Raw genomic sequence first — 21,248 nt, forward strand, 5'->3', positions numbered from 1 at the left:
TTAGTTCGTCAGAAAGGGCAGGACGTGCTCGAGCAAGATCGCCGGCGCTTCCTCGGGAATGTAGTGACCGCAAGGCAGCGCTTCGCCCTCGACTTGCGGCGCGTAAGCACGCCATTCGCGCAGCGGATCGAAGCATTGTTCGATGACACCCTCATAACCCCATAGCGCCATGAATGGGCATTCAATTCGCTCGTTCGAAGCCAGCGTCGCGCGGTCATGTTCGAGGTCGATGCTCACGCTCGCGCGATAGTCCTCGCAAATGCCATGCGCCGTGGCGGGATCGGACAAGCAGCGCAGATACTCGGCGTAAGCCTGTGCCGTGAACGGCGCGAGACCCGCGCTGCGCGCGCCGATGGTCTGCCTGAGATACAGGTCCGGGTCCGCGCGAATGAGTGTTTCCGGAAACGGCGCGGGCCGCACGAGCATGAACCAGTGCCAGTAGGCACGCGCGAAATCGAACGAGGTCTGCTCGTACATGGCGAGCGTCGGCGCCACGTCGAGCGTGACCAGACGCGTCACGACAGCCGGATGATCCAGCGCCATGCGAGCCGCGACACGCCCGCCACGGTCATGTCCGATGACCGCGAACGACGCATGGCCCAATGCGCGCATCAGCCCGACCTGATCGAGCGCCATGCGGCGCTTCGAATAATTCGAGTGATCGGGCGCGCCTGCGGGTTTGTCGCTGTCGCCATAGCCGCGCAAGTCGGCGGCGATCACCGTGAAATGCTCGGCGAGTGCCGGCGCCACTTCGTGCCAAATCGCGTGCGTCTGCGGATGCCCGTGCAGTAGCAGCAACGCGGGGCCTTGGCCGCCCCTGATCGCGTGAATCCTGATGCCATCGATGGAAATCGATAGCTCATTGAAGCCTTCGAACATGGTTGTCTCCCAACGTTGATTCGAGTCTAATTGATGCCTTAAGAGATTGGGTTTCCTCGAAAGCATTTCGGTCGTAACCGGCAGGAACGAATCAGGCAGATTTGGAGCGACGCGAGATGGATGGCTTTTCTGACCTCAACCTGTTTGCGCTTGTGGCGCGGCATCGCAATCTGGCTGCGGCGGCGCGCGAGTTGGGTGTGACGCCGCCAGCCGTGAGCAAGCGGCTCGCGCAACTGGAGCGGCGTCTGGGCGTGCGCCTGATGAATCGCACGACGCGGCGTCTGAGCCTCACGCCCGAGGGCGAGTTGTACCTGTCGAACGGCTCGCGCATTCTCGATGAGCTCTCGGAACTCGAACAGCTCGTCACGCAAAGTCGCGGCGAACCGACTGGTCTTCTGCGTGTGAACGCGTCGTTCGGATTCGGGCGGGCGCGTATAGCGCCTGCGGTGTCGGAGTTCATTGCGCGCTATCCGGCGATGAAGATCGTCCTGCATCTGACGGACCGTCCGGTGAGTCTTCAGGAAGAAGGTTTCGATGTCGGCATCCGCTTCGGCGAAGTGCCGGACGCGCGCATCAACGCGCGTCTGCTGCTGGCGAATCGGCGCATCTTGTGTGCATCGCCGGCTTACGTCGCGCGGCATGGCCGACCATCGGCGCCGCATGATCTCGCGCGTCACGCGTGCATCGTGTTGCGCGAAAACGAGTCGGCTTACGGCACGTGGCATTTCTCGCGCGGCAAGCGCACGGAGACGGTCAAGGTCGATGGCTCGTTATCGAGCAACGACGGCAGCGCGGTGTTGCAGTGGGCGCTGGACGGTCGCGGCATCGCGACGCGCTCGCAATGGGAGATAGACGAACATCTCGCGCGCGGTGAGCTCGTTTCCTTGCTCGATGAATGGGCTTTGCCGGACGCGAACATTCACGCCATTTATCTCGAACGCAATCAGCTTTCGGTCAAGCTCAGGACGTTCGTGGAATTTTTGGGGGAGTATTTGCGCGGGGCGTGATAGTCGTTTGAGCTTACCGTAGCGGCACATCTTCCGGCCAAATGATTTAGAGCGGCTTGGAATTTGGGTCCCGAATTCGTATCGGCCCGCTGGCCAGGGCCGGTTGCCCCGTCATTCGATCGATGCGAACCTTGGCTTTGTTGACCGCATCTGAACTTGCTCATCGGTGAAGCGGGTTTGATTGAGCGCAATTGGCACACCGCCGTTGTCGATTTCCGCTCAACAAATTCGTCGTCAGTGAACCTCATCAAAAGGATTTGCCATGAAATACCTCGGCCTCGCCTACTTCACCCCCGAAAAGTTCGCCGCGATGACACCGGACGAAATCAAGGCGCTAGTGAGTCAATGCCCGGCATTGGACGAGAAGATGCGTGCCACCGGCAAGGTCGTGGTTTCCGCCTCACTCGGCGATCTGGAAAACTGGAAGACGCTTCGCCCACTTGGTGGCACGACACGCGTTACCGACGGGCCTTACACCGAAGCGAAGGAAGTCGTGGGCGGCATGTTCATCATCGAGGCAGATAGTCCTGACGAGGCGGTGCGCATCGCGTCCATGCATCCGGCCGCGACATTGGGCGAAGAAGGCGGATGGGCCGTCGAGCTTATTCCCCTGGATTTTTATCTGGCACCATGAGTTGAACTGCTGCGCGGCGCTATTTCTCCGCAATGCCGTGACCCTTACCGCAGACAATGACCGGAAAAAACGTTTTCCCTATAGGTCAAACTTTCGTTCATCTTCAGTTTTTCTCGAGGCTGCCGTAAGCGTTGCAATGACTGCTCTTTCGTCACCGCACTCTTGGTCTTAGCGCGCGGAGCCTGCCGTTGCTCCCCGACCGATAGCGGACGACCGACAAAGCGCGAACATGGACGTCATGCTCGTGACTCGCGCCGCGGCGCCTATCCTGAAGACTCCGACTGAATCGCTCAATTCTTTGCTTTGAGAGGACGTATATGACTGCTTCCGTTCTGATCGTTGGCGCCGGTCCAGTCGGCATGACGCTCGCCTCCGAACTCGCCCGCTACGGTGTCCACGCGCGCATCGTAGACAAGGCGCCGCACCGTACCGATAAATCCAAAGCCATGGTGCTTTGGAGCAGGACGCTCGAACTGCTCGACCGGGGCGACGGCGGCGCCGCGCCGTTCGTGAACGCAGGATTCAAGATCGACGGCGTCGTCTTCATGGCGCGGGACGAGGTGGTCGGTCGGGTTGCAATGGACATGATCCCCAGCACGCACAACTATGCGCTGGCACTGCCGCAATCCGAGACCGAGCGTTTGCTGGAGGAGCGTCTGGCGAGCCAAGGCGTATTTATCGAGCGCGGCGTCGAAGTAACGATGATCACGCCCGATGCCTGCGGCGCGGATGCGGTGTTGCGCCATCCGGACGGTCGCGAAGAGGCCGTGCGTGCCGACTGGCTGCTTGGTTGCGATGGCGCGCACAGCATCGTAAGACACGCCTTGAACGTGCCTTTCGAGGGCGAAACGCTGCTGAGCGATTGGTTCCTTGCTGACGTTCACATGACGGGGTATCCGCGCCCTGACACGGACGCTTCTGTCCACTGGCATAAGGATGGCGTCTTGCTGATTTTTCCCATCCAGGCTGGCCGTTACCGCGTCATCGGCGACTTGCCGGCGACGGCGGATAAGGTTTCACCGACGCCAACGCTCGCACAAGTGCAGCAGCTCGTAGACCGGCGCGGCCCGGCCGGTACCAAACTCCACGATCCCGTATGGTTGTCCGGCTTTCGCATCAACGGTCGCAAGGTCACGGGCTATCGACACGGCCACACGTTCCTTGCGGGCGACGCGGCGCATATTCACAGTCCCGCTGGCGGCCAAGGCATGAACACTGGCATGCAGGATGCGATCAACCTTGCCTGGAAACTTGCACTCGTGCTGCGCAACGAAGCGGATGAGTCGCTCCTCGACACCTACAGCCCGGAGCGCAGCGCGGTTGGCGACGAGGTACTGAAAGCCGCGGAACGACTGACATCGGTCGCCACGCTTCGCAACCCGATTGCACAGCGTTTGCGTAACCTTGCCGGGCACTTTGCCTTGGGCTTCTCGCATTTCACCCGTGGCGTTGCTCAAACCATGTCGGAAGTGACGGTCCACTATCCGCATAGCCCGCTCAACGGCCCATCCGTGCATGGGATGAAGCCTGGCGAACGCGTTGCGCCGACGTCCGACCACGCACCAGCAGGATCAGGCGTGCGGCCGGTGTTCGCGCTGTTCGCGGCGCCGACTGCGGCAGTGAAGCAGTTGATCAACGCCTATCCGGGCCTGCTCGACGACAACGTCCGACCACCATTGCAAGCCGACACGATCTCGCTCGTGCGGCCCGATGGATATCTCGCCTGCTCGGCTAGTGAAGCAGATACGATAGCCGCGTATCTCGATCGTTTGACGGCACGGCATGGCGTTCCTGCCTGATCCATTCGTCGCTTGATCGGGGGAGAAGCATTCTCCAGCATTGAACGGCTTGCCGCGAGTGGTGGCGGCAAGCTGGCTGCATGTTGCTTGACAGCCGTTCGCTGAACACTGCACGAAAACGCCGGCTTCTCGCAAAGGCTGCGAATCAGTCATTCACCGCCTCATACCGTGTTACTGCTCACCAAGCACGCCGAATCAACGCTCGCCCGGCAGCATCGCTAAATGCGTTGGCTAATTGTGGAACGGAACCCAGAGCATTTTTACATCGACGTTGAGCATGCCCGACTGTACTGTCGGATCATCGGTTGCTATTTTTCGGGCATCCGCAAGATCAGCAGCCTTGAAGATCGTCATGCCGCCGTCCGCCAGAACACCGGAGAGACCGCCGGCTTTCTCCATGAACGGACCGCTCATCACGGTCAGCCCTTTGTCCTGCATCTCGGCCATATAAGCCACGTGTTTCATGAAGTCCGGTTGCTCGTTGTACTTCACGCTTTGAATCCACTTCGGACCCGGCGTTTGAAACGCCACGAAATAATGAGGACCATTTTCATCGACCATTTTCTACTCCTGGGAAGGCTATTCGAAAGAGCACTTGTCACTAAGACGTGATGCGTTGCCGGAGCAAGTCATCGGAAAGTGCCTGAAGGGGAGGAGTTCGGCGAATGACGCCTCGACTCCGACATCTGCCTGTCGCCGTATATTCTTTCGCGGCGGCTTGAAATCAAAGATAGCCTCGCGCGGACGCTTTCGGTAGAGGGCGTGTTGGCATAGGACGTATTCAGTCTCCGAATAGCGTCGCTTGCGCTATCCACACGAGAGTTATCGAACCTTCAACCGGGGATCGGCGGCGAACAGGTCCGCTAAAAATTCGATGAAAACGCGGGTCCTGCCAGGCAACTGCCTGCTTCCGGGCCACACTGCGTTGATCGGAAAAGGCGCGGGCCGAAATGCCTTGAGAAGCGGTACGAGCCTGCCCTCCTCGACGTCCCGCGAATAAAGCTAGCCCGCGTTATGCCCAATGCCCAAGCCCGCAATTACCGCCGCTCGAACATATTCGGCGTCGTTGCTTCTTACTGGACCTTGCGGCACGTGTTCCATCGCGCCGTCGGGGCCGGCAAACGGCCAGACTCGCGGGGAGTCGCGAGACATCAGAGCAATGCATTCGTGGTTGACGAGATCATCTACCGTCTTTGGCACGCCCATGCGTTCGGTATAAGCCGGCGAAGCGACAGTAAGGTACTCGGTGCTGCCAATTCGACGCGCAATTTGAGTCGAGTCGCTCAGCGGACCAATTCGTATGGCGACGTCGATGCCTTCTTCAATCAGATTGATGTAGCGCTGCGCAACCGTGAACTCGACGCGGACGTCCGGGAACTGAGCGCAAAAGCGCGGCAGGTGCGGAACAATGCACATACGCCCGAAGGCTGGAGACAGGGCCACCCGCACCATGCCGGACGGCGACGCTTCGCCACTGCCGACGCGAGCCTCGACATCGTCCACGCTCTCGACGATCGCAACCGCACCTTCGTAGAAGCTTTGGCCAGCCTCTGTCAGGCCCAGGCCTCGCGAGCTTCGGCGCAACAGTTGCGCGCCGAGCCGTGCTTCGAGACCCGCAATCGTCTTGCTTGCCGTTGGCTGACTGATTCCGGCCGCACGCGCCGCCTTCGAGAAGTTGCCAGTGTCGGCAACACGGATGAAGAGCCGCATGACATCGATTCGATCCACTGCAACTTTCCTCCTACGATATAAACGCCGCGGGACGAACGAGAAACGCAAGGCATCAGCACGGCTTATGGCATGCAGTTTATAGCTGGGTGATTCCTCCGTCCGCGATCAGATCGATGCCTGTGCTGTAGCTGCTTTCGTCCGAGGCGAGGAACAGCGCCGCCGCGGCCATCTCGTCAGCGCGGCCGATTCGGCCCAGTGGCGTGATCTGCTTGAACATTGCTCGTGCGCTGTCCGCCTCTTCCTTCGAACTGAACAGGCCGTCTACGATCGGCGTTTCGATCATTCCCGGACTCAGCGTGTTGACGCGAATGCTGCGGCCTTTAAATTCCGATGCCCAAGTCCGCGTGAACGAGCGGATCGCCGCCTTCGTTGCGGCATATACGCCGAAGTCCGGGAATCCCTTGATGTGCATCCCGGAAGAAACGATGACGATGGAGCCGTTATCGCGCAGCAGCGGCAGCGCCTTTTGCACCGTGAAGAACGTGCCCCGTGCGTTGATGCCGAAGGTCTTGTCGAAGTGTTCGGGTGTCACGGACTCTGTTGGCAACACCTCGACAAACCCCGCACTCGCGACGACGATGTCCAGGCCGCCTTTCGCGCGTCGCACCGTCTCGTAGAGGCGGTCGAGATCTTCAAGACTCGAGATGTCGCCCTGAACAGCCGTTACGTTCGAGCCGATGACAGTCTTCGCCTTGTCGAGTTCAGTTTGACGACGCCCCGTAATGAAGACATACGCGCCTTCCGCGACGAACCGCTTTGCGGTTGCGAGTCCAATCCCGCTACTTCCGCCCGTGATGACCGCAATCTTGCCTTGAAGCTTACCCATGATGATTCTCCGCATGACGTGGATGGTGCTCGACGCGAAGCTAGCTTCGCGACAAGCCGAGGCAAGAGAATGGAGTTGGCGGGCATGGATGAACAGAGGGCGCGGCGGCATAGCATGTATGCCGCGCATGCATGAGGTTCAGGAAGACTCGAAGGACGGCAAGGGCCTATGTTTTGAGTTGGACGAATCTCGACGGTTTCCGCCCGCGCATCGGGGCCGATCGAACACGAGCGCATGGAAAGCAGCCGACCGCCGCTCACAAAAACCTCCAACGCGCGACCACCGTGCGAATCGGCAACGACCGTGCGCCTTACGGAAACCGCCGCCTTCGAAAGCCCTAAGCTCCATTCAACCCAACCGCACGCCGGCGCGCCAGTGCGTCACTCGAAACCATTGGAAACCGTCATGTGGATCGTCCGACTCGCCTTGAAAAGACCGCACACTTACATCGTGCTCGCCGTGCTGCTTGTCATTCTCGGCTCGGTCGCGATCGTCCGTACGCCGACGGATATTTTCCCCATCGTCAGCATCGGCTGGTCGGATAACGGCAGTTGATACGGCAAGCGCCTGCACCAACCCATCGGCAAGGAAACATGGCTCACGCAACCGAACCCGCGCCCGAGGAAGCAAGGCATCCTATGCGCTTTCACGCACCCCACGCGCATCTGTCGAGCGTGTTCGGCAACGACTGGTTCGCATTGAAGGCCGAAGCCTTCGCGCGCTTCTTCGGCACGCCCACGTTTCTCATCGCGCAGACGCTGATCGTGGGCGGCTGGATCGTGGCGAACATGCTCGGCATATCGCGCTTCGATCCGTATCCGTTCATTCTCCTGAACCTCGCGTTCAGCTTGCAGGCCGCTTATGCCGCGCCGCTCATCTTGCTTGCACAAACGCGTCAGGCCGATCGCGACAAGGCGCTCGCTGAAGCCGACGCGCATCATCGCGAAGATATCGCGCTCGCGTGCCAGCAACGTGAAACCGAGCTTGCGCGCGAGACGTCGCAGATGGCCGAACTCCTTCGACGCAACACCGAACTCACCGAGCTTACGCGCCAGTTGGCCGAGCGCATCGAAACCTTGACACGCGAGCTTCACGAGCATCTGACACCAACCCGGCACTTCTGAAGCAACCCGATTCCCGCGCGTTCGCCTGCTTGCTTTTCACACGCTCGTCAATTTTGACAAACCCCTACCGTCATTTTTGATTGTGCATTATGTGTTGTGCATCGCAATAACCGACGACTCGCGAGGATTGAAGATGAACCCCACCGAAGCACCCGCGCGTGCGGCGTCGCCCGACGCGAATCGGCTGCACGTGCGCCAGTTGAGTCACGCATTCCAGACCGCCGACGGCGTGAGCACCACCATCTTCGACCGCCTGGACTTCGCCGTGCGCGAAGGCGAGATCGTGTCTATCGTCGGGCGCAGCGGCGCGGGCAAGAGCACGCTCTTCAACCTGGTTTCGGGCCTGCTGACGCCGCAATCCGGCCACATAGCGATAGGCGCGCGCGCCGACGGGTCGCCCGGACGCATCGCTTATATGCTGCAAAAAGACCTGATGATGCCGTGGCGCACCGTGCTGCAAAACGCGCTGCTCGGCGTCGAACTGTATCGCAAGGTGCGGCCCGACGACATGACTCGCGCTCGCGACATGCTCGCGCGCTACGGTCTTGCAAGCGTCGCCGACGCATATCCGCATTCGCTGTCGGGCGGCATGCGTCAACGCGTGGCGCTCACTCGCACGCTGCTCGTCGAGCCGACGCTCGTATTGCTCGACGAGCCCTTCTCCGCGCTCGACTACGAGACGCGCCTCGCGCTCGAAGACGACATCATCGCGCTGCGCGAGCAAACCGGCACGAGCGTGGTGCTCGTCACGCACGACATCGAGGAAGCCATTGCCATGAGCGACCGCGTGATCCTGCTCGGCGGGCGCCCCGCACGCGTGCAGGACGAAATCGACATCACGCTGAGCACGCACGGCCCGCGCACCGCCGTCTCCGCGCGCGAAGCGCCCGAGTTCCGCGCCTATCACGCGCGCGTCTGGAACGGCTTGCGCAGCGGCGCCACCGTGCAATCCGACTCACGTACACCACAAGGAGCCGCACATGAGTGAAGCCGTGCTGTCCACCACCGTCACGCCCGGAAAGACCACGCGCCGCGCGCCGCGCAAGCTCGGCACGACTGGCGCCGTGATCGGCATCGTCGTGTTGCTGGTGGCGTTGTGGCAATTCGCCGTCGCCTCGGGCTGGATCAACGGCAAGCTGCTCGGCTCACCCGCCGGCATCTACGACGCCGCCGTGTTCGGGCTGTCGCAAGGCACGCTCGCATCCGATGCCTGGGTCACGCTCTACGAGACGCTCGCGGGTCTTGCCATAGGCAGTGCGCTTGGGATCGGGCTCGGTTTGCTGCTGTGGTTCCTGCCCGCGATCTCGGGCGTCGCCGAAGGCCTCTCGGTCATCCTCAACAGCATTCCGAAGATCGCGCTCGGGCCGCTCATCGTCATCTGGTTCGGCTCGGACGCGTCGTCGAAAATCTGGCTCGCGGCGATCTCCACTTTCGCCGTCGCGATGATCTCTTCATGCGCCGCCGCGCGCGAAGTCGATCGCGATTTGCTCAACCTCTTCCGCTCGTTCAAGGCGCGGCGCTCGATGATCTTCATGAAGCTCATCGTGCCGAGCGCGTTGCCGTGGATCTTCTCGACACTGCGCGTGAACATCGGCTTCGCGCTGATCGGCGCCGTGGTCGGCGAGTACATCGCGTCGCAGGCGGGGCTCGGGCACGCCGTGTTCGTCGCGGGCTCGCTCTTCGATCTGAACACCGTCTGGCTCGGCATCATCGTGCTGACCTTGATGGCATCGGTTCTTAGCTGGATCGTTCAATTTGCTGAAGCAAAGATCATTTCATGGAAGAGAAAATGAAGAAAAACGTTCTGCTCACGGGTGTCGCGGCTGCCTGCATGGCCGTCTTTGGATTGCAAGGCGCACAGGCGCAATCGTCCGAACCGGTCGTCGTCTATCAGGCATTCCAGTCGATTCAATACTTGCCGCTCTATGTCGCCATCGACAAGGGCATCTTCACGAAGAACGGCCTCACCGTGCAGAAAATCACGGCGGGTAGCGGTGCAGCGGGCGTGGCGGCGGTGATCGGCGGTCACGCGGACTTCTCGTTGCAAGACCCGATGACCGCGATGCTTGCAAACCTAAAGGGCGCGTCGCTCATCAACGTGGCCAACGTCGTGGCCGGCGTGCCGGTGTGGGTGATCGCGCCGCAGGATTCGCCGGTCAGGAATCTGAAGGACTTGAACGGCAAGAGCGTCGCCACGGCCTTGCCGCCTTCTACGAGCACATACCTGCTGCAACGGCTCATCAACGACGAAAAGCTTGCCGACGTGAAGATGAATACCGTGCAGATCGGCACCGAACTCGCGCCTGTCACGGCGGGACGTTCGGAAGCGGCAGCGCTGTACATGCCGCAAGCGGAAACCGGCATCTCGCAAGGCTATCGCATCGTGTATGCGTTTCCGAAGGCTTATCCGGGCGGCTATGCGTTCTCGACCCTCGACACGCTTACGTCCACGATCAAGAACAAGCCGAAGATGGTGGAGGCCTTCGTGAAGTCGATAGGCGAAGCCGAAGCGCTGATTCAGCAATCGCACGATACGGCCAAGGCCGTGGCGCGCACGGAGTTCCCGTCGCTCGACCCGAAGATCGTGGATTCGGCGGTACAGCGTCTGATCGATCAGAACATCTACGCACCCACGCCTGAAATATCGGAACAGGCGTTCAAGAACGCGCTCGCGTTGCAGGAATCCATCGGCAACATCAAGCCCGGCGCGATTACCTATGCGGGCGGCGTCGACAACTCGTTCGCGGCTGCTTCGGTAAAGGCCAAGTAAGCGATGACCGATCAGCCTCGCTCATTGCTCGCGACTCTCTTCGCCAATCGCCACGACGAAGCGGCGGTGCGCGCCACCTTGCAAGAGGCGCAGGCGCGCGCCGACTTGCTCGATCCGTGGCTGCGCGCCTTCGTGCATCGTCCGGATGTCTACAGCGTGCGCGATGCCGTAACGGCCCCGCTTGCGGGCGTGCCAATCGGCGTGAAGGATCTCGCCGATACGCACGACATGCCCACGTCCTATGGTTCGGCGATTTACAGCGGCCATCGGCCGGTTCATGACGCGCGCATCGTCGCTTCCATTCGCGCGCTCGGCGGCATCGTCTTCGGCAAGACCGCGACGACGGAGTTCGCCTGGCGCGGTCCCGCCGCGACGGTCAATCCGTGGAACCGCGCGCATACGCCGGGCGGTTCGTCGAGCGGCTCGGCGGCGGCGGTGGCAGCGGGCATCGTGCCACTTGCCATCGGCACGCAGACGGTCGGCTCGGTCATTCGTCCGGCTGCTTACTGCGGCGTGGTCGGCTACAAGCCCACGTATCGCAAGATCGCGACCGAAGGCGTGCATCCGCTTGCGGCTTCGCTCGATCACATCGGCTTCTTCGCGCGCTCGGCGGAAGATGTCGCGGTAGCCCATGCGCTTTTCGTCGATGCCGCGCCCGAGACCATCGCCGACAAAGCCTCCTGGCGCGCCTATTTCGATGGCGGCAACGGAGCGCCCCGGCTTGGCGTCGTACGCACGCCATTCTGGGACCAACTGATCGCGCCGCATCAACGCGCGAGCTTCGAGGCATCGCTGCAACGTCTGCGCGAAGGCGGCGCGCGTATCGTCGAACTGGACTACGGCGCGGACCTGCAACAGATGCGCGAAGCCACGCTGACGATACTCGCGATCGAAGCGTATCGCGCTATTGGCGACGCGGCCGCGCGCAAGCCCGAACTGATCAGCGAGCACATGCGCGCATTGCTTGCCGAGGGTGCCGCCATGCCGCTCACACGCTATCAGGACGCGTTGCTGTTGCAAGCCGAACTGCGCGTGCGTTCGCAGCAATTGCTCGAAGGTTACGACGCGCTCGTGACCTTGCCATCGAGCGGCGCGGCGCCCGAAGGTCTGGGCGATACGGGCGACGCACGCTTCTGCGCGCCGTGGAGTTTGATGGGTGCGCCCGCCGTCACGGTGCCGTCCGGTTGGGCCGACCCGGGCTTGCCGCTCGGCTTGCAACTCGTCGGCGGATATGGCGACGATCTGAAGCTGCTCCGCATCGCTGCATGGGTCGAAGGCATGCTCGGGTTCGAGCGACGCGCGCTGCCCGACTGAACACACAAATCAAGGAGACGACGTTGAGCCAGCCATTTCGCACCATCGCGCAATATGTTCTCGGCACGCTGCGCGCGGAAATCTTGCAGGGTATTTATCCGCCGAACACGCGGCTTCGCCAGGAGGAAGTTGCCAAGCGGCTCAACGTCAGCACGACGCCTGTGCGCGAGGCGTTTCGCGACTTGCGCGCCGAAGGGCTCGTCGCTATCGATCCGAACAAGGGTGTCGTCACGCGTGAGCTCACCGCCGCCGATGTCACCGAGATCTACGAACTGCGCATGGTGCTCGAACCGATGCTCGCCGAACGTGCCTGCGCCAACGCAAGCGAAACGAGTCTTGCCGCCGCCGAAGCCGTGCATCAGACAATGTGCGCGACGACCTCTTCCGAGACCTGGGCCATTCTCAACGAAGAGTTCCATCAGCATCTGATGGCGAGCGAAACAGGCACGCGCCTCTTCGATCTGGTCGAAGGGTTGTCGCTCGTCGCACGGCCTTATGTGTCGCTGTCGATGTACGTCAAGGGCGATATCATGGACAGCAATAATCACGAGCATGCGGGCTTGCTGCATGCCTACCGCGCGCGCGATGGCCGCGCCGTGCACGAGCAGACACGCGCGCACCTCGAAAACACGCGCAATGCCATAGCCGCGTGCGTCGAACAATCTTTCGCCCAAGCGGCGGCCTGATCGATCATGGATGACACGCTCGCTTCTCTTTCCGCTGTCGATGCACGCAGGCTCATCGCCACTCGCGAAATCTCGCCGGTGGAATTACTCGATGCGAGCATTGCGCGTATCGAGGCCCTCAACCCTTCGGTCAATGCGATGGCCGCGATCTGCTTCGAGCGCGCACGCATCGAGGCACGGCACGCGGAACACGCGCTCATGCGCGGCGAAGCGCCGGGCTTGCTGCATGGTCTGCCCATCGGCGTGAAAGACCTCGAAGAGACCGCGGGCGTGCTCACGACATATGGCTCGGCGATGTATCGCGACCACGTGCCCGAGGCCGACAACGCCATGGTCGCGCGCATTCGCGCGGCAGGCGCCATCGTCACGGCCAAGACCAATACGCCGGAAATGGGCGCGGGCGCGAACACGCGCAACGTCGTGTGGGGCGCAACCGGCAACCCCTTCGCGCCGTTGCTCAACGCGGGAGGATCGTCGGGCGGGTCGGCAGTTGCGCTTGCCACCGGCATGTTGCCGCTGTGCACGGGCTCGGACACCGGCGGCTCGTTGCGCATTCCGGCTGCGTATTGCGGCGTCGTGGGCTTTCGGCCATCGCCGGGACTCGTGCCTGGCGATCGCAAGGACCTGGGCTGGGCGCCCATCACCGTCAGTGGACCAATGGCGCGTACCGTCGCCGACACGCGTCTGTTGCTCGCCGCGCAAGCGGGCTTCGATGCGCGCGATCCGCTTTCCTACGAAGTCGATGCCGATACCTTCACGAAGCATTGTCCAATCGATGCCGCTACGTTGCGCATCGGCTTCACGGAGGACTTCGGCACCTGCGCGCTCGACGACGCCACGCGCGCCACCTTTCGCAAGAAAATGGCAGCCGTCGCGCGGCATGTCGCGGTGTGCGAGCCGGTCGATATCGACATGCGTGACAGCGACCGCTGCTTCGACGTGATCCGCGCGCAGAACTTCGTCGCGCAGTTTCGCGAAGCCTATGAGCGCGATCGGTCGCTGCTCGGCCCGAACACGCGCGCGAACTACGAAATGGGCGTGAAGATGACGCTCGCCGATGTCGTGGGCGCGCACGTCACGCAGACCTGTTTGTACCGGCGCTTTCAGGAACATGTGCAACGGTATGACGTGATCGTGTCGCCGACCACTTCCATTACGCCATTTCCATGGTCGCAATGGCATCTGGAAGCGATCAACGGCCGGCCGCTCGACACGTACTATCGCTGGCTCGGACTCACATACGTCATCTCGATGATGACCAATCCCGCGCTCTCGTTGCCTTGCGGAATGGATCACGCGGGCATGCCCTTCGGTCTGCAACTGGTCGGCGCGCTGCGTGGCGACGCGCGCGTGCTCGATATCGCCGAAGCACTCGAAACCGCGTTTGCCGGGGACGAATCGCTCGAGCGCCCGACGCCCGACTTGAGCGCCTTGCGCGCGCCGGTGCCGCAACTGAAGTCGATCGTGACGCATCCGCCTGTCATCGTCTGAAGGGAAGGTGTGGGCGATTCGCGAAGCGTCGTCTAGACTGCAGGTTCTTCCCATTCGCGAGGAGATGCACGGTGTCCCGGAATAACGACGCAACGTTTTGGCGCAACGCGAAGCAGCATCTGATCCGCTACGGCGGCACGTTCGAACCCATGATCATCGAACGTGCGAAGGGCAGCTTCGTCTACGACGCGGATGATCGTCCCATTCTCGACTTCACCTCGGGACAGATGAGCGCGGTGCTCGGCCACAGCCATCCCGAGATCGTCGCGGTCATCAGCGAATACGCCGGCAAGCTCGACCATCTCTTCAGCGGGATGCTTTCGCGGCCTGTCGTCGATCTGGCGACGCGCCTCGCCGACATCACGCCCGAAGGCCTCGACCGCGCGCTGTTGCTCAGCACGGGCGCCGAGTCGAACGAAGCAGCTATCCGCATGGCGAAGCTCGTCACCGGCGGTTATGAGGTCGTCGGCTTCGCGCAGTCGTGGCACGGCATGACCGGGCACGCGGCCGCCGCGACCTACAGCGCGGGCCGCAAGGGCGTGGGCCCGGCTGCGGTCGGCTCGTTCGCGATTCCGGCTCCGTTCACTTACCGGCCGCAGTTCGAGCGCAACGGCGCCTACGATCACCTCGCGGAACTGGACTACGCGTTCGCGCTCATCGACCGGCAGTCGAGCGGCAATCTCGCCGCGTTCATCGCGGAGCCGATCCTGAGTTCGGGCGGCATCATCGAATTGCCCGAAGGTTACATGGCAGCGCTCAAGCGCAAGTGCGAGGAGCGCGGCATGCTGCTGATTCTCGACGAAGCGCAAACGGGCATCGGCCGCACGGGCAACATGTTCGCGTGCCAGCGCGACGGCGTCACGCCCGACATTCTCACCTTGTCTAAGACACTCGGCGCGGGGCTGCCGCTCGCGGCCATCGTCACGTCGGCGGCCATCGAGGAGCGCGCGCACGAACTCGGCTATCTCTTCTATACGACGCACGTGTCCGATCCGCTCCCCGCCGCCGTCGGTCTGCGCGTGCTGGACGTCGTCGAGCGCGAAGGACTCGTCGCGCGTGCGAACATCATGGGCGAAAGACTCAGGCGCGGCTTGCAAAATCTGATGGAACGCTTCGACTGTATCGGCGATGTTCGCGGACGCGGTCTTCTGCTCGGCGTGGAGATCGTCAAGGATCGCCGCACCAAGGAGCCCGATGACGGCCTCGGCGCGAAGATCACGCGCGAGTGCATGAATCTCGGCCTCAGCATGAATATCGTGCAGTTGCCGGGCATGGGCGGCGTGTTCCGCATTGCGCCGCCGCTGACCGTGCGCGAGGAAGAGATCGACCTCGGTCTCGATTTGCTCGGACAAGCCATTCAGCGCTCGCTCTGAGCGGGTCAATCTTCCAACCGGATCAACCCATGAGCCTTTTCGATGAAGACAGGATCGACTGTCATTGCCATATCTTCGATCCTGCGCGCTTTCCGTATCGCGACGACACGCCGTATCGCCCTGAAGGTCAGGAACTCGGCACCGCCGCGCAACTGATTCGCGTAATGGATGCCTACGGCGTGCGTCATGCGCTGCTGGTTGGCCCGACGAGCGGCTACCGGACCGACAACCGTTGTCTCGTCGACGCGTTGCAGACTTACCCGGCGCGGTTTCGCGGCATTGCGGTGGTGGATAACGACATCGGCCGAAGCGAACTGACTGCGCTGCGCAATGCGGGCGTGGTCGGCGTCGCGTTCAACCCGGCGATGGAAGGTGTCGAACTCGTGCTGAATGCAGGCGAGCTTTTCGCGTCGCTCGCGGACCTCGAGATGTTCGCGCAGATTCAGGTGGTTGGCGATCAGATGGCGACGCTCGAGCCCTGGCTCGCGCGGCAACCGGTGAATGTCTTGATCGATCATGCCGGCCGGCCCGATAGCGCGGATGGCATCGATCAGAAAGGCTTTCAGGCGGTGCTTCGGCTCGCAGAGACCGGGCGCGCGACGGTCAAATTGTCGGGCTGGCAAAAGTATGCGCACGAAGCCTATCCGTATGAGGACGTGTGGCCCTACGCTCACGCGTTGTTGCGCGCATTCGGACCGGAGCATTGCATTTGGGGCTCCGACTGGCCGTTCTTGCGCGCGTCAGAGCGGATGGATTATGGGCCGCTGCTTGCGCTCTTCGAGAAGATCGTCCCGGACGCGCAGGTCCGGCGGCAGATTCAGTGGGAGACGCCGCGTCGGCTATTTGGCTTTTGAAAGCGTGCGCCCGAACGCATTGAATCGAATCACCGAGGTAACGCAAGCCGCGAAACCGCGTGCATGGCCTCCCGCAATTCCGCACGCGAGGCAAGCATCCGATACTGCTCGAACAACGCTTCATAAACATCCGCCGACGCGGCGTCCGGTTCGAAATGCTGAAACGCCCGCGCGCCGAAGCGAGCCGCACCGTCCGTGAAATCCCGCACCACGCCCGCCGCCACGGCGCCATGAATCGCGGCGCCGACCGCCGTTGCGTTGTGCATGTCGGGCACCGAGACCGGCTTGCCGAGCACGTCCGCCATCAACTGGAGCAGGAAGCGATTGTTCTCGCTCAAGCCGCTCGCGAGGATGGTCCGCGTGACCGGCGCGCCCTCGCTCTGCATCAGCTCGATGATCGTGCGTGCGCCGAAGCACAGCGATTCCATCATCGCCCGATAAATCTCCGCGCGTGTCGTGGTCGTGCGCAAGCCAAGCAGCATGCCGCTCACCTGCGGGTCGGAAAGCGGCACGCGGCAGCCGTTCCACCAGTCGAGCGCGAGGAGCCCCGACCCACCCGGCCGCAAACGCGCCGCGCTCGCGTTGTACGCCGAGAAGTTCGCTGGCAAGTCCTCCGCCAGCGGCGCGGTTTTGACGAACCACGCGAGCGCATCGCCGAAACCGGCCTGCCCTGCTTCGTAGCACCATAGACCGGGAAGCGCCGCATCCTTCGCCACGCCTTCGATACCGTCGGGCAAGGGACGCTCGGTGTCATCGAGCAACATGTACACCGCCGATGTCCCCAGCGCGCCGACGAGCGTGCCCGCTTGCGTCGCGCCGAGCGCGGGAAGAATCACGTGCGAATCGATAGCCGCGACCGCCACGGCCGGTTCGCCTAGCATGCCCGTGCGCTCGATCCACTCGCGCCGCACCGTTCCCGCCGACGATCCGATACGCTTCGGCGCGCTCGATCGCGTGGCGAGTCCATCGACGCCGAGGGGTGGATAACCCGCATCCGAATAGTGGGCCTTGTAGCGCGCCATATCGGAGCTTCGCGCCTCCGTTCCGGTGAGCTGCCACGCGAGCCAGTCGCCCGCCTCGATGAATCGCTCCGTCTGCGCCCAAAGTGTGGGCGCTTCCGCGGCAAGCTGCGCCGCCTTCGCGGGCAACCATTCGCCGGAAGTCTTGCCTCCCGACTTAGTCAGACGCACGCCGCGTTCACGGCTAATCTCGTCGGCCCAAGGCTGCGCCGAATGATGCTTCCAGAGCTTGACGTAAGCGTGAGGATCGTCGGGGAATCGCGTGGAAAGCGGCGTTCCGTCCGCCGACGCGGGCAATGGCGAACTCGCCGTGAACCCGATGCCGATAGCCTCGATACGCTTCCCACGTCCGAGCGCCGCGAGAACGACCTCGGCGCATTCGAGATAATCCGGCGCGTTTTGCAAAGCCCAGCCTGCCTTCAGCGGCAACCCGCCCGGAAGCGCGTCTATGAGCGTGCCATGCCGATACCGATGCGCATGCGTCGCGCACACCTCGCCGCTTTCGATATCCACCAGCACGCCTCTTGCCGAATCCGTTCCGTAGTCCAGGCCGATCAGGTAGCCACCGCTCATCGTCGCGATCCATGAGTTGAAGAAATTGAAATATAGTGCAGCGAGGTTCGCGCGTCATCGAAACGACGCGCATGAGGCCGAACCCGTTTCCCTATCCCAACACAACCCGTGGAACGATTCGCATGAAAGTGGACAAGCAAAGCTTCGCAGGGCGGCACGCGTTCATCACCGGCGGCAGCCGGGGCATTGGCTTTCAGACCGCCATCGCGTTAGGCGAAGCGGGCGCGGCGGTGACCGTATCGGACCTGACGGATCATGCGGTGAGCGAAGCCGTCGACAAGCTGCGCGCGGCCGGCGTCGATGCCAACGGCGTGGTGCTCGACGTCACCGACCCGGATCAATGCGACCGCGTCGCGCTCGAACTGAATGGCGGCGCAGCGGTCGATGTACTCGTCGCCAACGCAGGCATTGCGTGGCCCGACACGCCCGCCGAGGAGATGAGCAACGAAGCGTGGCTCAAGGTGATCGACACCAATCTCAACGGCACGTTCTGGACGTGCCGCGCGTTCGGGCGTCATATGCTCGCCAAGGGCAAAGGCTCGATCGTGACCGTGGGTTCCATGTCCGGCGTCATCTCCAACAAACCGCAACGGCAGGTGCAATACAACGCGTCGAAAGCGGCGGTGCATCATCTGACGAAGTCGCTCGCGGGCGAATGGGCGGAGCGCAACGTGCGCGTCAATTGCGTCGCGCCGACCTACGTCAACACGGTCATGTCGAACGTGACGGCAAAGGACGAGCGCTTCTTCAAACCGTGGATGGACAACACGCCGATGCGCCGCATGGTGGAACCGGAGGAAGTGGCATCGGCGATTGCGTTTTTGGCGTCGGACGCGGCGAGCGCAATCACCGGCACCATCCTGCTCACCGATGCGGGCTACACCATCTGGTGACGCGTCACGCCGACAGCTTCGTCATCTCGGCGTAAAGGTCGGCCTTGCCCTCGAAACCGATGCCGGGCAAGTCGGGCATGGTGATATAGCCGTTTTCGACCTTCACGCCATCCGGGAAACCGCCGTAGGGCTGGAACAGATCGGGATACGACTCGTTGCCGCCAAGCCCCAGCCCTGCCGCGATATTCAACGACATCTGGTGCCCGCCGTGCGGAACGCAGCGGCTCGGCGACCAGCCGTGCTGATGCAGCATGTCGAGCGTGCGCAGATATTCGACGAGGCCGTAACTCAGTGCGCAATCGAACTGCAGCCAGTCGCGGTCGGCACGCATGCCGCCGTAGCGAATCAGGTTGCGCGCGTCCTGCATCGAAAAGAGGTTTTCGCCGGTGGCCATCGGCTTGTCGTAGTAGTTGCGCAGCGTGGCTTGCAACTCGAAGTCGAGCGGATCGCCCGGCTCTTCGTACCAGAAGAGATCGTATTGCGAGAGCGCCTTGGCGTACTGAATGGCCGTGTCGAGATCGAAGCGGCCGTTGGCGTCCACCGCGAGCTTCTGGCCGTCTTGCAGAATGCTCAGGATCGAATCGATACGGCGCAGGTCTTCATCGAGGGAAGCGCCGCCAATCTTCTTTTTGACGACCGTATAGCCCCGATCGATGTAGCTGCGCATCTCATCCTTGAGCTTGCCGTGGTCCTGGCCCGGATAGTAGTAGCCGCCTGCCGCATACACGAACACCTTGCGGTCCGGCTGGCCATTGCCATGACGGTCCGCGAGCAACTGAAAAAGCGGCTTGCCTTCTATCTTCGCGACCGCGTCCCAGATCGCCATGTCGATGGTCCCGATAGCCACCGAACGCTCGCCGTGACCGCCCGGCTTCTCGTTCATGAACATGGTCGCCCACACCTTGTGGGGATCGATGTTGTTGCCGGTATCGTCGAGGAGCGTGCCCGGGTCTGCTTCGAGGATGCGCGGAATGAAGCGCTCGCGCATGAGTTTGCCCTGACCGTAGCGGCCGTTCGAGTTGAAGCCGTAACCGACGACAGGCTTGCCGTCGCGGATCACGTCGGTCACGACCGCGACGAGACTCAGCGTCATCTTGCTGAAGTCGATATATGCATTACGGATGGGCGAACTGATCGGAACGGTCTTTTCGCGGATTTCGACGATCTTCATGAATGTCTCCTGACGGCACTCGCTCATTGAAGACGTTAGGTTAGCCGCGAAGTGCCGGGTTAAGATTCACCCACATTCATTTCATTTTTTACTTAAAGTGAATACTGATTCGGCATCGGACTTCGAGTTCTTCATCTTGCTCGCGAAACTGAAGAGCATGTCCGGCGCGGCGCGCGCACTCGATCTCACGCCGCCCGCAGCGACCAAGCGGCTCGGCATCATGGAAAAGCGGCTGGGCGCGCAGCTCGTCAACCGCACCACGCGCAGCATCAGCCTCACGCCGGAAGGCGAAACCTATCTGCGCTATGCAACGCAGATTGTGGAACAAGTGCGCGAAATGGAAGAAGCGATCACGGGCGCGCGCACCGATCCGCAAGGGCTGCTGCGCATCAACGCGACGCTCGGCTTCGGACGCACGACCATTGCGCCGCTCGTGTCCGAGTTTGCTAAGCGCTTTCCTCAGGTCGAGGTTCAGTTCGAAGTGACGGATCGGCCCGTCGATCTGGTCGAAGGTGCGTTCGATATGGCGATACGCTTCGGCGAACTGCCCGACAGCCGCTTGAGCGCGCGACGCATCATGAGCAACCGGCGCTTTCTTTGCGCATCGCCGAAATATCTCGAACGCTTCGGCACGCCCGAAAAGATCGAAGACTTGCTGCAGCACCGCTGCATCATCCATCGGCAGAACGACGATGCCTATGGCGTATGGCGATTCATCGACGAAGAGCACACGGAAGCGCTGAAAGTGCGCGGCGCGTTATCCAGCAACGATGGCGATATCGTCCTGCGCTGGGCGCTCGACGGACACGGCATTCTTATCCGCTCGGAATGGGACCTGGCGAAGTATGTACAGAGCGGACGGCTCGAAATCGTGCTGCCGAACGCCGTGCTGCCATCGGCCGATCTCTTCGTCTATTACCCGCGGCAACGCAACCAGACCGCACGCGCCCGTGCGTTCATCGACTTCCTGGTTGAGCGCTTTCAGGCGCCGTTCATTCCCGTCGATGCCGGCAAGCTCGTGCGCGAGCGCAAGAAACGCGGCGCCCGCCGTTGATCCGCTTGTGTACAGGCACGAACGTTCGCATCACGCGCGCCACGCGACTT

The 21,248-nt window shown here is 62.2% G+C and carries 21 protein-coding genes; 15 read left to right on the forward strand and 6 right to left on the reverse strand.

Going from position 1 to position 21,248, the window contains the following annotated elements:
* Positions 1-879 carry an alpha/beta hydrolase gene (locus P9250_RS01905; RefSeq protein WP_310390823.1) on the reverse strand — a complete coding sequence of 293 codons (879 nt, stop codon included), beginning with the start codon at positions 877-879 and terminating at the stop codon, positions 1-3.
* Positions 880-995: 116 nt separating this feature from the next.
* Between P9250_RS01905 and P9250_RS01910 the strand changes: the two genes are divergently transcribed.
* The 3 genes from P9250_RS01910 to P9250_RS01920 all read left to right on the forward strand — a co-directional run bounded on the left by P9250_RS01910 (position 996) and on the right by P9250_RS01920 (position 4,319).
* On the forward strand, positions 996-1,886 hold the full coding sequence (locus tag P9250_RS01910) for a LysR family transcriptional regulator (RefSeq protein ID WP_244831649.1): 891 nt from the start codon (positions 996-998) through the stop codon (positions 1,884-1,886).
* A gap of 262 nt (positions 1,887-2,148) precedes the next feature.
* A complete protein-coding gene (locus P9250_RS01915) occupies positions 2,149-2,520 on the forward strand; it encodes a YciI family protein (RefSeq protein ID WP_244831651.1) in 372 nt (123 codons plus the stop codon).
* A 317-nt stretch (positions 2,521-2,837) separates the two neighbouring features.
* On the forward strand, positions 2,838-4,319 hold the full coding sequence (locus tag P9250_RS01920) for an FAD-dependent monooxygenase (protein ID WP_310390824.1): 1,482 nt from the start codon (positions 2,838-2,840) through the stop codon (positions 4,317-4,319).
* A 231-nt stretch (positions 4,320-4,550) separates the two neighbouring features.
* Here the strand turns inward: P9250_RS01920 and P9250_RS01925 are convergent, their stop codons facing one another.
* From P9250_RS01925 to P9250_RS01935, 3 genes are all read right to left on the reverse strand, one after another.
* Entirely contained in the window at positions 4,551-4,880 is a 330-nt protein-coding gene (locus P9250_RS01925; RefSeq protein WP_310390825.1) for a YciI family protein, read from the reverse strand.
* 441 nt (positions 4,881-5,321) lie between these two features.
* Entirely contained in the window at positions 5,322-6,029 is a 708-nt protein-coding gene (locus P9250_RS01930) for a LysR family transcriptional regulator (RefSeq protein ID WP_310390826.1), read from the reverse strand.
* A gap of 97 nt (positions 6,030-6,126) precedes the next feature.
* Positions 6,127-6,876, reverse strand: coding sequence for an SDR family oxidoreductase (locus P9250_RS01935; RefSeq protein WP_310390827.1), 750 nt, complete (start codon positions 6,874-6,876; stop codon positions 6,127-6,129).
* Between the two features lie 234 nt (positions 6,877-7,110).
* Here P9250_RS01935 and P9250_RS01940 point away from each other — a divergent pair, with 234 nt between their 5' ends.
* The 10 genes from P9250_RS01940 to P9250_RS01985 all read left to right on the forward strand — a co-directional run bounded on the left by P9250_RS01940 (position 7,111) and on the right by P9250_RS01985 (position 16,488).
* The gene (locus tag P9250_RS01940) at positions 7,111-7,431 is read left to right on the forward strand and encodes a hypothetical protein (RefSeq protein WP_310390828.1); all 321 of its coding nucleotides are present in this window, start codon (positions 7,111-7,113) and stop codon (positions 7,429-7,431) included.
* Positions 7,432-7,469: 38 nt separating this feature from the next.
* Positions 7,470-8,000 carry a DUF1003 domain-containing protein gene (locus P9250_RS01945; RefSeq protein WP_310390829.1) on the forward strand — a complete coding sequence of 177 codons (531 nt, stop codon included), beginning with the start codon at positions 7,470-7,472 and terminating at the stop codon, positions 7,998-8,000.
* Positions 8,001-8,133: 133 nt separating this feature from the next.
* Positions 8,134-8,988, forward strand: coding sequence for an ABC transporter ATP-binding protein (locus P9250_RS01950; protein ID WP_310390830.1), 855 nt, complete (start codon positions 8,134-8,136; stop codon positions 8,986-8,988).
* Complete coding sequence (locus tag P9250_RS01955) at positions 8,981-9,793, forward strand: ABC transporter permease (protein ID WP_310390831.1); 813 nt, start codon at positions 8,981-8,983, stop codon at positions 9,791-9,793. Before P9250_RS01950 ends, P9250_RS01955 begins: the two co-directional genes overlap by 8 nt.
* A complete protein-coding gene (locus P9250_RS01960) occupies positions 9,790-10,770 on the forward strand; it encodes an ABC transporter substrate-binding protein (RefSeq protein WP_250494863.1) in 981 nt (326 codons plus the stop codon). The genes P9250_RS01955 and P9250_RS01960 overlap by 4 nt, the downstream gene beginning before the upstream one ends.
* Positions 10,771-10,773: 3 nt before the next feature.
* The gene (locus P9250_RS01965) at positions 10,774-12,084 is read left to right on the forward strand and encodes an amidase (RefSeq protein WP_310390832.1); all 1,311 of its coding nucleotides are present in this window, start codon (positions 10,774-10,776) and stop codon (positions 12,082-12,084) included.
* Between the two features lie 23 nt (positions 12,085-12,107).
* A complete protein-coding gene (locus P9250_RS01970) occupies positions 12,108-12,770 on the forward strand; it encodes a GntR family transcriptional regulator (RefSeq protein ID WP_250469624.1) in 663 nt (220 codons plus the stop codon).
* Between the two features lie 6 nt (positions 12,771-12,776).
* Complete coding sequence (locus P9250_RS01975) at positions 12,777-14,261, forward strand: amidase family protein (protein ID WP_310390833.1); 1,485 nt, start codon at positions 12,777-12,779, stop codon at positions 14,259-14,261.
* A 71-nt stretch (positions 14,262-14,332) separates the two neighbouring features.
* A complete protein-coding gene (locus tag P9250_RS01980) occupies positions 14,333-15,634 on the forward strand; it encodes an aspartate aminotransferase family protein (protein ID WP_309846028.1) in 1,302 nt (433 codons plus the stop codon).
* Between the two features lie 29 nt (positions 15,635-15,663).
* Positions 15,664-16,488: an amidohydrolase gene (locus P9250_RS01985; RefSeq protein ID WP_250494868.1), complete on the forward strand. Its 825-nt coding sequence runs from the start codon at positions 15,664-15,666 to the stop codon at positions 16,486-16,488.
* Positions 16,489-16,517: 29 nt separating this feature from the next.
* Here the strand turns inward: P9250_RS01985 and P9250_RS01990 are convergent, their stop codons facing one another.
* A complete protein-coding gene (locus P9250_RS01990) occupies positions 16,518-18,080 on the reverse strand; it encodes an FGGY-family carbohydrate kinase (RefSeq protein ID WP_310390834.1) in 1,563 nt (520 codons plus the stop codon).
* Between the two features lie 122 nt (positions 18,081-18,202).
* Between P9250_RS01990 and P9250_RS01995 the strand changes: the two genes are divergently transcribed.
* On the forward strand, positions 18,203-18,973 hold the full coding sequence (locus tag P9250_RS01995) for an SDR family NAD(P)-dependent oxidoreductase (RefSeq protein WP_250469629.1): 771 nt from the start codon (positions 18,203-18,205) through the stop codon (positions 18,971-18,973).
* A gap of 4 nt (positions 18,974-18,977) precedes the next feature.
* On the opposite strand, the gene P9250_RS02000 is transcribed toward P9250_RS01995, so the two are convergent.
* Positions 18,978-20,144, reverse strand: coding sequence for a mandelate racemase/muconate lactonizing enzyme family protein (locus tag P9250_RS02000; RefSeq protein ID WP_310390835.1), 1,167 nt, complete (start codon positions 20,142-20,144; stop codon positions 18,978-18,980).
* 97 nt (positions 20,145-20,241) lie between these two features.
* On the opposite strand from P9250_RS02000, the gene P9250_RS02005 reads away from it, so the two are divergent.
* Complete coding sequence (locus P9250_RS02005) at positions 20,242-21,198, forward strand: LysR substrate-binding domain-containing protein (protein ID WP_310390836.1); 957 nt, start codon at positions 20,242-20,244, stop codon at positions 21,196-21,198.
* The last annotated feature ends 50 nt before the right edge of the window (positions 21,199-21,248 follow it).

This window comes from Caballeronia sp. LP006 (genome assembly GCF_031450995.1).
Classification (GTDB): Bacteria; Pseudomonadota; Gammaproteobacteria; order Burkholderiales; family Burkholderiaceae; genus Caballeronia.

Excerpts from the sequence above, each read along its gene's own strand:
- P9250_RS01965 (WP_310390832.1), top strand. The coding sequence starts at position 10,774 with ATGACCGATCAGCCTCGCTCATTGCTCGCGACTCTCTTCGCCAATCGC.
- P9250_RS01960 (WP_250494863.1), top strand. The coding sequence starts at position 9,790 with ATGAAGAAAAACGTTCTGCTCACGGGTGTCGCGGCTGCCTGCATGGCC.
- P9250_RS01915 (WP_244831651.1), top strand. The coding sequence starts at position 2,149 with ATGAAATACCTCGGCCTCGCCTACTTCACCCCCGAAAAGTTCGCCGCG.
- P9250_RS01930 (WP_310390826.1), bottom strand. The coding sequence starts at position 6,029 with ATGCGGCTCTTCATCCGTGTTGCCGACACTGGCAACTTCTCGAAGGCG.
- P9250_RS01905 (WP_310390823.1), bottom strand. The coding sequence starts at position 879 with ATGTTCGAAGGCTTCAATGAGCTATCGATTTCCATCGATGGCATCAGG.
- P9250_RS01955 (WP_310390831.1), top strand. The coding sequence starts at position 8,981 with ATGAGTGAAGCCGTGCTGTCCACCACCGTCACGCCCGGAAAGACCACG.
- P9250_RS01990 (WP_310390834.1), bottom strand. The coding sequence starts at position 18,080 with ATGAGCGGTGGCTACCTGATCGGCCTGGACTACGGAACGGATTCGGCA.
- P9250_RS02000 (WP_310390835.1), bottom strand. The coding sequence starts at position 20,144 with ATGAAGATCGTCGAAATCCGCGAAAAGACCGTTCCGATCAGTTCGCCC.
- P9250_RS01910 (WP_244831649.1), top strand. The coding sequence starts at position 996 with ATGGATGGCTTTTCTGACCTCAACCTGTTTGCGCTTGTGGCGCGGCAT.
- P9250_RS01935 (WP_310390827.1), bottom strand. The coding sequence starts at position 6,876 with ATGGGTAAGCTTCAAGGCAAGATTGCGGTCATCACGGGCGGAAGTAGC.
- P9250_RS01925 (WP_310390825.1), bottom strand. The coding sequence starts at position 4,880 with ATGGTCGATGAAAATGGTCCTCATTATTTCGTGGCGTTTCAAACGCCG.
- P9250_RS01975 (WP_310390833.1), top strand. The coding sequence starts at position 12,777 with ATGGATGACACGCTCGCTTCTCTTTCCGCTGTCGATGCACGCAGGCTC.
- P9250_RS01920 (WP_310390824.1), top strand. The coding sequence starts at position 2,838 with ATGACTGCTTCCGTTCTGATCGTTGGCGCCGGTCCAGTCGGCATGACG.
- P9250_RS01950 (WP_310390830.1), top strand. The coding sequence starts at position 8,134 with ATGAACCCCACCGAAGCACCCGCGCGTGCGGCGTCGCCCGACGCGAAT.
- P9250_RS01985 (WP_250494868.1), top strand. The coding sequence starts at position 15,664 with ATGAGCCTTTTCGATGAAGACAGGATCGACTGTCATTGCCATATCTTC.
- P9250_RS01945 (WP_310390829.1), top strand. The coding sequence starts at position 7,470 with ATGGCTCACGCAACCGAACCCGCGCCCGAGGAAGCAAGGCATCCTATG.
- P9250_RS01995 (WP_250469629.1), top strand. The coding sequence starts at position 18,203 with ATGAAAGTGGACAAGCAAAGCTTCGCAGGGCGGCACGCGTTCATCACC.
- P9250_RS01940 (WP_310390828.1), top strand. The coding sequence starts at position 7,111 with ATGGAAAGCAGCCGACCGCCGCTCACAAAAACCTCCAACGCGCGACCA.